The following is a 12,112-nucleotide window of genomic DNA, read 5'->3' as shown; positions in this document are numbered from 1 at the left end:
CCGCGCCCTACGCACGCCAACACTAGACGATCAGCCGAGCCGTCGGCTCGGTTCAGCCAGGAGGCTGGCGGCCGGCGCGGCCTGCCCGGTTGCTGGTGGAGTGCCGTCAGTGGTCGCGGCGTTGGCCGTCTCGTCTCTGTCCCGGTAGTGCCGGAGTTCGGCGTGGATGGCGTCGAGGTGGTTGTCGGTGATGGTGCTGGCGGTGAGCGGGTCGAGGTCGATGCGCTCACCGGTGTACTGGCGCGACGTCGTCATGCGCCCGACGCTACTGAGTCGACCGTCTCTCGGCCCGGCTGGGTGACGACTACCGGCTGGCCCTTGCCTGCGGCGACGAGGGTCTGCGTGATGGCGCGGGTGACCGCCGTGATGTAGGTCGTGAAGGCGTCTGTCACGTTCCCGCGGTTGGCGCGGGACAGGTCGCCGTTGAGGAAGAATGCCTGCCGCTGGGCGGTGCTGATCTCCAGTTGCACGCCCATGCCGCGTACGCCGCGGTTGCAGATGTTCGTGACGTCGTTGCCGTTGACCTCCTCGTTGGCGACCTGGACGGCGAACCCTGCCTGCGCGAGGGACTGTCCGATGCGGTCACGCAGGGGGTAGTCGAGCCCGCCGAGGTTCGTCATGGGCGTCGCGCCGGCGGCTCCGTGCCAGGAGACGATGTGGGTGGCGCCCTGGGCGAGTGCCAGCGCCTGGGGGTCGTCGAAGCTGGTCGAGGTGATGTGCAGGTCACCGTTGTTGGCCTGCTTGATCCCGTCGAACGTGTAGAAGTCGTGCACGTCGCCTGCGGCTGCGCTGGCGAGTTCACTCGTCCCCTGCTCGATCCCCCCGCCGTGGATGGCCAGGTGGAGCAGTGTGGAGATTGGGGAGGAGCGCCAGGAGCGTTGGTAGTCGATGCCTTCGATCTGGGCGCTGGCGAGTGCGGCGAAGGAGTTGTAGAGACCGGTGGTCATGAAGCACTTCCTTGAGTCGGGATGACCGCTGGGGCGGTGGCCACGGCCACCGCCCCAGCGTCTAGCGGTTGTTGCAGCGGCAGATGCCTGGCGGCAGGCACCACGACTCGCAGGAGTTGCACCACTCCGCGCCGGGAACGGGGGGTTCGCCGTGCCCGGTCCGCCCCGGTGTCTGGTCCTCGGTCATGCCGCTGTTCTCCTGGGTGGTCGTCTGGTCGAAATGGCTGCTTCGAGTTCCGCGCTGCGCCGTGCGGCGCCCCGGTCGGGGGCCTTGCGGATTCGTCGGCCCGGGTCCCGCTCGTCGGCGGCCTTGTCCGGGGGCCCGTCTCGCTCGATGAGGAGACGTAGGTACAGCTCGCGGTCCTCGGGATTTCCGTTGAAGTCCTCTGCGCTCATGTCGCTCCGGAGTGCACGGGACCCGCCCCCGGCGTGGCGGGGGCGGGTCCGGTCGTGTTCGTGGCGTCGCGGTCCCGGCGGCTTCGCTTCGGCGCGGAGCCGGTGCCTGGCGGGTAGGGCGCGGGGGATTGGCCACCCGCCAGGCACCGAAGGGGATGCCGCATGCCACGGCGTGCTGGTGGGCCGGTTCCTCGGCTGTGGCCGTTCCCACCAACGAGATAGACCGTACCATTACTCAGTGTTGGGATCTATCTCGCGCCCGGCGTAACCCCTCCCGTCAGACGGCGCCCCGTATCCGAACCCCTCAAAGGGCGCCGTTCCGTGCCCGGTCGGTCCGTCCGTGAAGAACAGGTCCTGCGGCGGCAGGCTGGGCGCCGGCGTCGGTGTCGTTCTCCTCCGAGTCCGGGGCGGACTGGTGCACCGCGCCGTCGGTGGCCCCGGCCTGCGGGGCGGTGGCAGTCTCCGTCTCTGTCTCCGAGCTGTTGTCGGCGGTGGGCTCCAAGCGGGCCAGCGCGGCGTCGGCCTCCGCGACCAGGTCGGGGGCAGCCGCCGCGGGGGTGACCATGATCTCGCTGGCGTCTGCGTGGGCCTTGGCCTGACGGAGGTTGAAGCGGGCCTTCTGCACGAAGGCGGCGACCCTGTCCATCTGCTGCAGTCGCTTGCCCACCTGCCCCTCCAGCGCGCGAGCCAGCTCCATCGGGTCGGCCTTGCCGATGCCGTCCAGCAGCTCGCACATGCGCTCGATGTCGTCGAGGTCGCTCTTTGCCTTGGCCTGCGCGCGGGTGCGCTGGGCCTTCTCCTCGGGCGTCATCTCCTCGACGTCGACCATGGAGTCCTGCTGAGCCGCCTTTTCCTGCTTGCGCATGGCGTAGGCGATGTGCACGAGCTGGTTGTCGCTCTTGTCGCCCTTTTTCCAGTCCTGGAAGACGGCCTTCTGGTTGTCCCGGGACAGGGCAGCGATCTGGACGGCGGCCTGGGTACCGATGTGCCCAAGGTCAACTGCCGTCTGGATCTCGGGGCGCAGAGCGAGCAGGGCCAGGCGCTGGTTGACGTACTGGACCGACTTGGAAAAGGCCCTTGCGACGCTGGCGGGGTCGGCGCCCTCCTCCTCGTCCAGGACCTTCTTGAACCCGCGCGCCTCCTCCAGCGGAAGCATGTCCTCGCGGTTCAGGTTCTCGGTCATGGCCTTCTTGAAGGAGTCCAGGTCACCGACCTCGGCGCCACCGTCAGCGAGAAGGATCTTCGCCTCGATGGTGACGTTACCCGCCATCTCGTTGGCGCGGTATCGGCGCTCACCGGCAACCAGCTCGTAGCCACCCTCGTCCGCCTTGCGGACGACGATGGGCTGCATCAGTCCGTGCTTCTTGATCGAGTCAGCCAGCTCGGCTAGGGCCTCCTCATTAAAGGTCTTGCGCGGCTGGTTCGGGTTGCGGCGGACCTGGCGCATTTTCAGGGCGGCGTACTTATGCGGCATTTCAGGCTCCCAAGAGGTCGATGGGGGCTTCTTCCCTCCCCCTTCTTTGTGCTTTCATTCTATATGCATTCCAGGGAGAGGTCCATGATTTTCGAGAAGTTTTCGCAGGTCAGACGCGTAGACGCGGGCCTCCGAAGGAAGCCCGCGTTCGTTCACTCCTCGATCAGCCCGCGACGGCATCACACAGCCGCTCAGCGTCACAGTCGACCCGCTCCGGGTCGACGACCGACAGAGCACCCAGCGCGTCGAGGGCCGACCCTTCACCCAAGGCGACGTTCTCCTTGCCACCGGACTCCGCCAATCGGGCCAGTACTCGCCCCAGCTCGATCCCCACCCATTCCTCCACGCGTTGCAGCGTCCGCCTTCTCGATGAGTGACGGCACTCTTAGATCCCCACACAGAAAGTTTCGCGGCACACATTGATCGATCAAGGGGCACCGGTCACAATCTCGCAGCCTGGAGAGCGGAAGAAGGGTGGGACCCGCATGCTGTGTAACGCGAAGTACTCGTGTCCTAACAGATCTTGCTTCGCAGCTCAGCCTAATGTCAACCAACCTAGACATTAGGCTGTCTCGTGAGTCTCACTCGTTACACCGCCCGACCGCTGGCCCCCCTTCCGGGCCTCCCACACCCCCGAAGGAGCGCCCAGCACCATGCCATCCGGCCCGGATGTTCCCCTCGCCAGCAAGCTCGCCCTGCTGCTGCGCCGAAAGACCGAGGCGGACGGTAAGACTCCGAGCACCCGCGCGCTGGCCGCCGCGACGGCCGAGAGGCCCGAAGAGCGACCTGCGATGACCCACCAGGTCGTGAACGACCTGCTGAACGGCGTCAAGTCAAACCCGTCGATCTCACAACTTCGCGGACTCGCACGAGCATTCGACTGTCCGGTAGCTTTCTTACTGCCTGGTTACAACGGCTTGACCTCTCTGTCGGTCTATGAGGAGCAACAAGACGCCCGTGAGGCGCTTCGGCTAGTCCACGATCTGGGCGAAGCTGGAGCCGCTGAACTCCTTGAGGCCGCTCGTGAGATTCGACTACGTCACGGACGTACCGATCTCACCGTCCCCGAGGTTCCCGAACCGATACCGCCTGCCGCTGAACCACCGCGGCCAGGCCGGCGGCGGCGGCTCAGCTTCACTGAAGCGGCAGAACGGGCGGTCTCTGATCTGGAAGGAACGTGAATGGACGGCATCGTCTTCGGCTTATGCGCGCTCTTTGGCGTAGTGGGCACAGTGCTCTCCGCCAGGGAAGCCTGGCGCCAGCGCAGCCGGAACGACTACCGCATCGCCCGCTTAGCCCGCACCGTGGCGTTCGGCGTCTGCACAATCGGGGTCATCTTCGCCATACCCCCGGTTGAAGACCTCGGTGAGTCCATGACCGGCATGAACAACGCGGCCAAGCTCGGAGCACACTTCTGCGCCGTGCTCTGGTGCGGCAGCCTTCAGCTCATGCTCGTCGACTGGTCGTACAACCACGAGGTGCTGAAGGCCAGCCTGTACGCGCGGATCGCGTTCGCTGTCTGCGTCCTCGCCGCGATGCTGCCGCTGTTCGTCGCGACCACGGGCGAGAGCATTGAGTTCACGACGGAGCACGCCGCGGTACCAGGCGTCACCGTCTACCTCATGATCTACCTGACCTATGTGGCGGTCACGTGCGGCGAGATCGCGTTCCTCTGCTTTGGCATGGCACTGTCCGTGCGGCGGAGCGGACACGTTTGGTCGGCGCGCGGCTTGGGGCTGTCGGCCGCAGCAGCCATCCTGGGTGTCGCGTACGCGGCCAGCAAGGGCTCATACCTGGTGACCCACTACCTCGGCCACCCATGGCCGCTGCACGCCGAGGAGATCGTCTCGCCCGCCCTGGCCGGTCTCGCCACCATCGCGCTCATCTCGGGCCTGACCATGGCGATGGTCGGTAGGCGCATTGCACTGCGCAAGGCATCTGTTTCAGCGGGCGTCTGACAGGCCGGGCAGCTTGCGCCAGTGCAGGACAACCCTGCCAGGCTCAACGGTGCGCACTCCTCGGGCCCTCGCGGGGAACACTTCGATGTTCTCCAGGAACAATCTCACGATGGCTCTCTTGGACGCGGACGGCGCCGTGTTCCACCACCGCACCAGGTCCTTGGCGTTGCCGAGGGAGAAGTCCGCCATCTGCTCGGCGTACCGAAGGCGCGCTCGGGTGTCCTTGAGGTTTGCTGTGATCTCGCGATCGGCGACCACGAACGCGTCGCTGCTGATCTGTCGCTGACCGTAGAGGGTCGCCGCTTCACCGCGGCGGCCCTCCAGCTCTTCGATGGTCGCCTTCATCTTCTCGACCTGGGCGCGGACGGCAGCCTGAGCTTTGAGGATCTGGTCGCGGATGCCGGGCTTGAGGAGTTCGGCCACAACGTACTCGCCGACATAGTTCTCCAGGAGTTCGCCATCGATGCGAACCTCACCGCAGCCTCCGCGACCGCTCTTGTCCTTTGGACGGCAGCGGTACCCGGGCGTCCCGGCGTTCGTGCGAGCCCCTTGAAGCGCCCAGGTGCACTTGCCGCACGTGCTGGCGCCGTCCACCAGGAGGTAGTCGTAGGGCGGAGCCGCCTCCCCCGTCTTGCGGCGCTGGTCCCGCTCTTGGAGGGCCTTGAACTCTTCCGGAGTGATGGCGCCCGGGTGGCCGGCGTCGACGAGTTCGCCATCGTCGTCATAGCGCAATCCGGCAATCGCCGGGTTCCGGAACAGGCGTCCGACCGATGCGTCCTTCCACTCTCCTCCGAGCGTGCCCCGGTAGCCCTCACCATTCGCCCACACGGCGATGGCCGCGTCGGACTGACCGCCCTGCAACGCCCGGCTCACCATCTGGCGAAGCGGGCCCACCTCGTCATCACGTAGCCGACGACGCGACGCGTCGTCGAAACCGTAGAGCCGTGGCATGCGGTCGTCCGTTCTTCTCTGGTGCGCCCCCTAGCCGCCCGATCCTAGATCACAGCCCTGTGGAAGGGGTCGTGAGCCAGGGGAACCGATATGCCCAAGCTACGTGATCAGCCCGCAGGTGGCGTCACTTCGAGCACTCGCCACAGCGCGGCAGTAGGGACCTTCACTGTGCTGCCCATCGTGAGCGTCTGCACGGGAAAAGACCCTTCCTTGATCAACTTGTAAGCCTTGTGCACACCGATCCCCAGTGCCCGCGCAGCCGTTGTGACGTTCACCGTCGGCGGCAGTGCAAGCAGCTCCTCCAGGGTCATGGCGCCGGCCCCGGGGCCCGTAGCTACAGAAGCGTTCTTCGTGGTCATTCCCGTTGTCGCGTTCTCCCCCGCGCCAACGTCACATAAGGATACGCCAACACTGAAGTGTTGGGGCAAGATGGAGCATCGGTTCGACAAGGACCGGCACAGAAGTTCCACATTCGAAAGCCGCGAAGGGGATGTTCGTGTTCGATCCCAGCTACTACCGGCGCTGCGCGTGCAAGGCACCGGCCGTTGACGAGGACGGCGCTCCCATACTCAACGCCAACGGGGAGCCTAAAATGCGCATGCTCGACGCAAACTGCCCGAAGCTCCCGCAGAAGGGGCACGGCACCTGGTACTTCTACTTCGAGCTGGAAGCCGGGGAGGGCGGAAAGCGTCGACGCGTACGGCGAGGGGGATTCGCCACCAAGAACGACGCGAAGGCCAAGGCGGAGGAGACCTACCGCGACGCCATCGGAGGCGCTGACGTGCTCAGCGACGCCACCGTGGGCGAAGACCTGCATAGCTGGCTCAAGAGGAAGAGGGGCCTGGCCCGCACCACCCGGCACGGGTACGAGGAGCACATCAACCTCTACCTCGAACCGCACCTCGGGCACATCAAGCGGCGGGATCTCAAGCTGCGCCACGTCGAGGCGATGTACGACGCGATCGAGCGAGAGAACGCCGAACGGCTGCTTCACCACGCCAAGGTGGTGGAGTTGGAGGCGGCACGCGACGCAGCCCACACAGCGTGGGTTCGTGCCGCGGGCAAAAAGGAGAAGCGCCGCGCCACGCGCCGGGCCTACCTGGCCGCCAATGCCGCTCTCCGCGAGGGTCGCAAGGGCAAGCGAAAGATCACCAGCGCCGCGACGATGCACCGCATCAACGCCACCCTCAGCTCGTTCCTGGGCAGCGGCATCAAGCGCGGCGAGTACGCGACCAACTGGGCCGCCATGGTCGAGCTGCCGGCGGTCAGGCGCCCCAAGGCCCTGGTCTGGACGCCCGAGCGGGTCGAGGAGTGGAAGCGCACCGGCCAGAAACCCAGCCCCGTCATGGTCTGGACCCCGGAGCAGACCGGCCAGTTCCTCGACTTCGTCTCCGACGACCGACTCTGCGGCATGTGGCACGGGTTCATCTTCCGTGGCCCGCGACGCGGCGAGATGTGCGCGCTGCCCTGGACGGAGGTCAGCCTCTCCGGTTCGTGGTTCCGGATCTCTGCCCAGATCGTGGAGATCGCGTACCGGCAGTACGACGAGGCCCCGAAGCAGGACAGCGTCCGCACCGTCACCCTCGACTCCCAGACGCGCGGGAAGTGGGAGGAGTGGCAGGTCACCCAGGCCAAGGAGCGTGACCAGTGGTCCGGCGAAGCCGCCTGGGTTGAGAGCAACCGGGTCTGGACGCACGAGAACGGCGAGCCCCTGCATCCCGACTGGATCAGCCGACGCTTCAACCGGCTCGTGGAGCTGTCAGGACTTCCGCCGATTCGCCTGCACGACACGCGGCACCTGTCGGCCACGCTGGCGCTCCTTGGCAAGGCAGACATCAAGGTGGTCCAGGAGCGGCTTGGCCACAGTTCCCGCCAGATCACCTCGGACACGTACACGAGCGTCCTGCCGCAACTCCTGACCGCCGAGGCGGAGTCGACGAGCGCGGTCGTGCCCCGGTCCCCGCAACAGAAGAAGACCCCTCCGAAAGAGGAGCAGGACAGGCCCCAGAACCAGGCCGAAAAGGGCGCCGACGAGGCTTCCGAGGCGTACGAGGGTGGGCCGAACGAGGGATTGCGTCCCACCGCGTGACCTGCGTCCTCAATTTGTCCTCACGATCATGAAACCATGATCGAGAAGCGTCGCCAAGATCTCCCGAAGATCGTCCCGACCAGCTAAGGCGCTGGTCAGAACGTTTCTTCGACCACTTGAAGTGGTGGGGCGGCTGGGACTCGAACCCAGGACCGACGGATTATGAGTCCGCTGCTCTAACCGGCTGAGCTACCGCCCCCGTAACGGCGCGCCGCGCACATTTGTGCGCGCCGTCTGCCGCAGCATAGCCGCTCATACGATCTGCTGCCCGTGTGGGTCCTCGTTGGGCGACCTTGCATGTCCGGAAGGACTTCGATCACCGGGTGTCCGGTTCCTTCCGGGCCTCGATCACTTTCCTCCCGGCACGAAAAAGGGCCCCTCGCGGGGCCCTCCTCCGTCCTGCTCCCCCGACTGGACTCGAACCAGTAACCCTCCGGTTAACAGCCGAATGCTCTGCCAATTGAGCTACAGGGGACCGAGCTCCCCCGACTGGACTCGAACCAGTAACCTGCCGGTTAACAGCCGGCTGCTCTGCCAATTGAGCTACAGGGGAATGCTCCGTGTGCCTCGAATGCACTGCCGACCGGGGCTCCCGGCGGCGTGCGCTCGCTGCGACACATACATTAGCGCAAGCAGGGGGGTGCTCCGCCAATCGGTGCCGTCCGGGGTGATCTGTGGCCCTGAGGGTAGACGGGCAGCACGGCCGGCGGTCCGGTGCTTCGGGGCGCTCCACAGGGCGCCGTGACGGCGAGGCACGCAGGTACGCAGGCAGGCAGGTGTCCGGCGCGGCACGCGCGGGCGGACCGATGAGAGGGACGAGAGGGAAGGGTGGAGCTATGCGCTACCGGCTCACGTTCGTGACGGGACTGGCCATCGGATACGTACTGGGTTCCCGGGCCGGCCGGGAGCGGTACGAACAGTTGCGCAAGGGTGCCCAGCGGATCGCGCAGAACCCGGTGGTCCGCAACACCGCGGAGTCGGCGGCGCTCACCGGCCGCCAGGCCGCGACCAAGGCGTTCGGCACGGTGTCGGAGAAGGTCGGCGACAAGCTGCCGGGGTCGGTGGGCGAACGGGTCCGCTCGCTGCGCGAGCAGCGCGGCGAGAGCGGTGCGGATGACTGGGGGACCAGCAACACCTAGGGAGGCCGGCAGTACCTGAGCCGGCAGTACCTGAGGGGCGGCCGGCAGTACCTGAGGGGGCGGGCGAGGGCCGGGTGGTGTGTGGGGAGATGAGAGGGCCTGTGGGGGTTGTGGTGGGGGCCGTGGCCGGATGTGACCTGGCGGGGTCACCGTGACGCGCATGGGGCATCATCTGGGGGCATGGGGATAGTCGCCGGGTTGGACAGTTCGTCCGACAGCACACGGATCGTCGTCTGCGACACCGACACGGGTGCCGTCATCAGGCAGGGATACGCGCCGCACCCCGCCGAGAAGGGCCACGAGGTCGATCCGCAGGCGTGGCTGATGTCACTGGGCGAGGCGGCGGGAAACGGGCTGCTGGAGGGCGTACAGGCCATCGGGGTCTCCGCGCAGCAGCACGGGCTGCTGCCGCTGGACGCCGAGGGCAACCTCGTACGGGCAGCGCTGCTCGGCAACGACAGACGGGCGCAGAGCGCGGCGGCGGACCTGGTCGACTCGCTCGGCGGGCGGGCGGCCTGGGCGCAGGCCGTGGGGGCGGTGCCGCAGGCGGCACACCCGGTGACCAAGCTGCGCTGGCTGGCGCGGCACGAGCCGGCGAACGCCGCCCGGGTCGCGGAGGTCATGCAGCCGCACGACTGGCTGGTGTGGCAACTGCTGGGCCGTCCCGCGCGGCGGACCACGGACCGGGGCGGCGCCTCGGGGACGGGCTACTGGTCGGCGGCCACCGGCGGCTACCGGCCCGATCTGATCGAGCTGGCGCTGGGGCATCAGGTGCGGCTCCCGGAGGTGCTGGGTCCCTCCGGTACGGCCGGCTTCACGCCGGAGGGCCTGCTGATCTCCGCGGGCACCGGCGAGACGATGGCCGCCGCCTTCGGGCTGGGGGTGGGCCCGGGCGACGCGGTGATCTCGCTGGGCGCCTCCGGGTCGGTCTTCGCCATCCACCACGAGGCACTGGCGGACTCCACGGGGACCATCACCTCCTTCGCCGACGCCACCGGCAGACACCTGCCGGTGGTGCACACCAGCAACGCCGTACGGGTGCTGCGGGGCGCGGCCGAAATGCTGGGTACGGACCTGCCGGGCCTGTCCGAGCTGGCGCTGCGCTCCACGCCCGGCGCGTACGGGATGGTCATGCTGCCGTACCTGGAGGGCGAGCGGACCCCTCACCTGCCGCACACGGCCGGCTCGCTGCACGGCATGCGGCGCGAGAGCATGAAGCCCGAGCACCTGGCGCGGGCCGCCGTGGAGGGCATGCTGTGCGGCCTGGCGGACGCGCTGGACGTGCTGCGCGGGCGCGGCGTGCAGGTGCACCGGGTCTTCCTGCTGGGCGCGGCGGCGGAACTGGGCGCCGTACAGGCGGCGGCGCCGGGCCTGTTCGGCGTACGGGTCGTGGTGCCGCAGCCCGCGGACTACGCGGCACTGGGCGCGGCCCGGCAGGCGGCCTGGGCGCTGGGCGCGGCGCATGGCACCCTGGCGCCGCACGAGCCGCCCCACTGGCCCGCGGCGGCCGGCCAGGTCTTCGACCCGGGTGAGGACCTGCCGGTGGGCCAGGCCGTCCGCCAGCAGTACGTGGCCGTACGGGACGAGAGCTATCCCGATGCCTTCCAGGCGGCCGGCTGAGCCGGTGGTCCTGGGTCGCGTCTTTAACCGGTCCTGCGCCTGTTCCGGGCCGTGTTCGGGGCTATGCCCCGAGCCGTGTTCTGAGCCGTTCTGGGCGGGTGCCGGGTCGGTGCGTACCGCGCCGGTGCGCGCTAGTCGAGGTAGCCGCGGAGCTGGTCGGCGAAGGCGTGGTCGCGCAGCTTGTTGAGAGTCTTGGACTCGATCTGGCGGATGCGTTCGCGGGTGACGCCGAAGATCCGGCCGATCTCCTCCAGGGTGCGCGGGCGGCCGTCGACCAGCCCGTACCGCAGTTGTACGACCTTGCGTTCGCGCTCGCCGAGCGTGGAGAGCACCGCTTCGAGGTGTTCGCGCAGGAGGAGGAAGGCGGCGGACTCCACGGGCGAGGCGGCGTCGCCGTCCTCTATGAGGTCACCGAGCGCGACGTCGTCCTCCTCGCCGACGGGGGCGTGCAGGGACACCGGTTCCTGGGCGAGCCGCAGCACCTCGCTGACCCGCTCCTCGGGGAGGTCGAGGTGGGCGGCGACCTCGGCCGGCGTCGGCTCGTAGCCGCGCTCCTGGAGCATCCGGCGCTGGACCCGTACGACGCGGTTGATCAGCTCCACGACGTGGACGGGAACCCGGATCGTACGGGCCTGGTCGGCCAGCGCCCGGGACATGGCCTGCCGGATCCACCAGGTGGCGTAGGTGGAGAACTTGTAGCCGCGGGCGTAGTCGAACTTCTCGACGGCGCGGATGAGGCCGAGATTGCCTTCCTGGACCAGGTCCAGCATGGTCAGGCCGCGGCCCACGTACCGCTTGGCGACGGAGACGACCAGCCGCAGGTTGGCCTCGATCAGCCGGCGTTTGGCCATCCGGCCCAGTACGACCAACTTGTCGAGGTCCACGGCGAGTTGGGTGTCCGGGTCGGGGGTGCTGTGCAGCTTCTCCTCGGCGAACAGGCCGGCCTCCACGCAGCGGGCCAGTTCGACTTCCTCCACGGCGGTCAGCAGCGGTATCCGGCCGATCTCCCGCAGGTACTGGCGGAAGAGGTCGGAGGAGGGGCCGCCTGCGTCGGGGCGCGGCAGCGGCTCCGGGGCGATCTCCTGCACGAGCATCTCGGAAAGCGGTGGCTCGGCCTGCTGCGGCACGAAGGCCGCCTTGGCGGCCGGCGCGCCGGTGAGGGTCTGGGTCTGCACGGGGGCGACCTCCAGGGTGTTCGCGGCTGAGGCGGCGGAAAGGCCGGGAACGACCACGGCCACGCCGCGGTCCGTCCCGTACATCAAGAGCGGTTGGGCGGGGGTTTCCGGCTCCGTACGGCCGGACCCACCGCGCTCCGAGGACTCAGGCACCGTTCCTCAGTGTGGAGTACGACACAGGTCCGCCACGAGGGGCGTGCGAGCACTTTTTGAGTCCGGTCCGTGACCATCCGGCTACGGCGGGGTGGGGTGCGCGTCCGGATGCGAAGACGGTGGTGACGTGGGCAGTCCTGCTCCGGAGCGGTGGGGTGCTCTGCATCGGAGCGGTGGGGTGCCCGGCATCGGAGCGGGGGTGCTCCGCCG

At 68.2% G+C, this 12,112-nt stretch carries 14 protein-coding genes and 3 tRNA genes; 5 read left to right on the top strand and 12 right to left on the bottom strand.

Translation table 11 applies throughout. The annotated features are described in order from the left end of the window. Positions 1-30: 30 nt before the first annotated feature. From KGS77_RS24910 to KGS77_RS24890, 6 genes are all read right to left on the bottom strand, one after another. Complete coding sequence (locus KGS77_RS24910) at positions 31-255, bottom strand: hypothetical protein (protein WP_242585188.1); 225 nt, start codon at positions 253-255, stop codon at positions 31-33. Continuing rightward, complete coding sequence (locus KGS77_RS24905) at positions 252-947, bottom strand: poly-gamma-glutamate hydrolase family protein (RefSeq protein WP_242585187.1); 696 nt, start codon at positions 945-947, stop codon at positions 252-254. The genes KGS77_RS24910 and KGS77_RS24905 overlap by 4 nt, the downstream gene beginning before the upstream one ends. 61 nt (positions 948-1,008) lie before the next feature. Then, positions 1,009-1,134 (bottom strand): hypothetical protein, encoded by a 126-nt coding sequence (locus tag KGS77_RS34695; RefSeq protein ID WP_277994264.1) that lies wholly within the window; start codon positions 1,132-1,134, stop codon positions 1,009-1,011. Continuing rightward, a complete protein-coding gene (locus tag KGS77_RS24900) occupies positions 1,131-1,343 on the bottom strand; it encodes a hypothetical protein (RefSeq protein WP_242585186.1) in 213 nt (70 codons plus the stop codon). Before KGS77_RS24900 ends, KGS77_RS34695 begins: the two co-directional genes overlap by 4 nt. 304 nt (positions 1,344-1,647) lie before the next feature. After that, on the bottom strand, positions 1,648-2,817 hold the full coding sequence (locus KGS77_RS24895) for a ParB/RepB/Spo0J family partition protein (protein ID WP_242585185.1): 1,170 nt from the start codon (positions 2,815-2,817) through the stop codon (positions 1,648-1,650). Between the two features lie 163 nt (positions 2,818-2,980). Beyond that, the gene (locus tag KGS77_RS24890; RefSeq protein ID WP_242585184.1) at positions 2,981-3,151 is read right to left on the bottom strand and encodes a hypothetical protein; all 171 of its coding nucleotides are present in this window, start codon (positions 3,149-3,151) and stop codon (positions 2,981-2,983) included. A 319-nt stretch (positions 3,152-3,470) separates the two neighbouring features. On the opposite strand from KGS77_RS24890, the gene KGS77_RS24885 reads away from it, so the two are divergent. Both KGS77_RS24885 and KGS77_RS24880 read left to right on the top strand, forming a co-directional pair. Then, complete coding sequence (locus tag KGS77_RS24885; RefSeq protein WP_242585183.1) at positions 3,471-3,998, top strand: hypothetical protein; 528 nt, start codon at positions 3,471-3,473, stop codon at positions 3,996-3,998. Further along, positions 3,999-4,775 (top strand): hypothetical protein, encoded by a 777-nt coding sequence (locus tag KGS77_RS24880; RefSeq protein WP_242585182.1) that lies wholly within the window; start codon positions 3,999-4,001, stop codon positions 4,773-4,775. Here the strand turns inward: KGS77_RS24880 and KGS77_RS24875 are convergent. After that, positions 4,761-5,726 (bottom strand): recombinase family protein, encoded by a 966-nt coding sequence (locus KGS77_RS24875; protein ID WP_242585181.1) that lies wholly within the window; start codon positions 5,724-5,726, stop codon positions 4,761-4,763. The genes KGS77_RS24880 and KGS77_RS24875 overlap by 15 nt on opposite strands. Positions 5,727-5,833: 107 nt before the next feature. Further along, a complete protein-coding gene (locus KGS77_RS24870; protein WP_242585180.1) occupies positions 5,834-6,085 on the bottom strand; it encodes a DNA-binding protein in 252 nt (83 codons plus the stop codon). A 239-nt stretch (positions 6,086-6,324) separates the two neighbouring features. On the opposite strand from KGS77_RS24870, the gene KGS77_RS24865 reads away from it, so the two are divergent. Continuing rightward, on the top strand, positions 6,325-7,815 hold the full coding sequence (locus KGS77_RS24865; RefSeq protein WP_242585179.1) for a tyrosine-type recombinase/integrase: 1,491 nt from the start codon (positions 6,325-6,327) through the stop codon (positions 7,813-7,815). Between the two features lie 122 nt (positions 7,816-7,937). Here the strand turns inward: KGS77_RS24865 and KGS77_RS24860 are convergent. The 3 genes from KGS77_RS24860 to KGS77_RS24850 form a co-directional block, all read right to left on the bottom strand. Continuing rightward, a tRNA-Ile gene (locus KGS77_RS24860) sits at positions 7,938-8,014 on the bottom strand. A gap of 203 nt (positions 8,015-8,217) precedes the next feature. Further along, positions 8,218-8,290 (bottom strand) — tRNA-Asn (locus tag KGS77_RS24855). Between the two features lie 5 nt (positions 8,291-8,295). Further along, positions 8,296-8,368: transfer RNA gene (locus KGS77_RS24850), tRNA-Asn, on the bottom strand. Between the two features lie 283 nt (positions 8,369-8,651). Between KGS77_RS24850 and KGS77_RS24845 the strand changes: the two genes are divergently transcribed. Both KGS77_RS24845 and KGS77_RS24840 read left to right on the top strand, forming a co-directional pair. Further along, positions 8,652-8,954, top strand: a complete 303-nt coding sequence (locus KGS77_RS24845; protein WP_242585178.1) for a YtxH domain-containing protein — start codon at positions 8,652-8,654, stop codon at positions 8,952-8,954. Positions 8,955-9,134: 180 nt separating this feature from the next. Next, on the top strand, positions 9,135-10,574 hold the full coding sequence (locus KGS77_RS24840) for an FGGY family carbohydrate kinase (RefSeq protein WP_242585177.1): 1,440 nt from the start codon (positions 9,135-9,137) through the stop codon (positions 10,572-10,574). 131 nt (positions 10,575-10,705) lie between these two features. On the opposite strand, the gene KGS77_RS24835 is transcribed toward KGS77_RS24840, so the two are convergent. Then, on the bottom strand, positions 10,706-11,902 hold the full coding sequence (locus KGS77_RS24835; protein WP_242585176.1) for an RNA polymerase sigma factor: 1,197 nt from the start codon (positions 11,900-11,902) through the stop codon (positions 10,706-10,708). Positions 11,903-12,112: the final 210 nt, after the last annotated feature.

Origin of the sequence: Streptomyces sp. MST-110588, assembly GCF_022695595.1 — a bacterium.
Classification (GTDB): domain Bacteria; phylum Actinomycetota; class Actinomycetes; order Streptomycetales; family Streptomycetaceae; genus Streptomyces.
The sequence above is the reverse complement of the archived record's forward strand: the minus strand, read 5'-3'. Positions and strand labels throughout refer to the sequence as shown.

Coding starts and splice junctions, on each gene's coding strand:
- KGS77_RS24845 (WP_242585178.1), top strand. CDS start 8,652: ATGCGCTACCGGCTCACGTTCGTGACGGGACTGGCCATCGGATACGTA.
- KGS77_RS24895 (WP_242585185.1), bottom strand. CDS start 2,817: ATGCCGCATAAGTACGCCGCCCTGAAAATGCGCCAGGTCCGCCGCAAC.
- KGS77_RS34695 (WP_277994264.1), bottom strand. CDS start 1,134: ATGACCGAGGACCAGACACCGGGGCGGACCGGGCACGGCGAACCCCCC.
- KGS77_RS24865 (WP_242585179.1), top strand. CDS start 6,325: ATGCTCGACGCAAACTGCCCGAAGCTCCCGCAGAAGGGGCACGGCACC.
- KGS77_RS24840 (WP_242585177.1), top strand. CDS start 9,135: ATGGGGATAGTCGCCGGGTTGGACAGTTCGTCCGACAGCACACGGATC.
- KGS77_RS24910 (WP_242585188.1), bottom strand. CDS start 255: ATGACGACGTCGCGCCAGTACACCGGTGAGCGCATCGACCTCGACCCG.
- KGS77_RS24885 (WP_242585183.1), top strand. CDS start 3,471: ATGCCATCCGGCCCGGATGTTCCCCTCGCCAGCAAGCTCGCCCTGCTG.
- KGS77_RS24905 (WP_242585187.1), bottom strand. CDS start 947: ATGACCACCGGTCTCTACAACTCCTTCGCCGCACTCGCCAGCGCCCAG.
- KGS77_RS24900 (WP_242585186.1), bottom strand. CDS start 1,343: ATGAGCGCAGAGGACTTCAACGGAAATCCCGAGGACCGCGAGCTGTAC.
- KGS77_RS24875 (WP_242585181.1), bottom strand. CDS start 5,726: ATGCCACGGCTCTACGGTTTCGACGACGCGTCGCGTCGTCGGCTACGT.
- KGS77_RS24870 (WP_242585180.1), bottom strand. CDS start 6,085: ATGACCACGAAGAACGCTTCTGTAGCTACGGGCCCCGGGGCCGGCGCC.
- KGS77_RS24880 (WP_242585182.1), top strand. CDS start 3,999: ATGGACGGCATCGTCTTCGGCTTATGCGCGCTCTTTGGCGTAGTGGGC.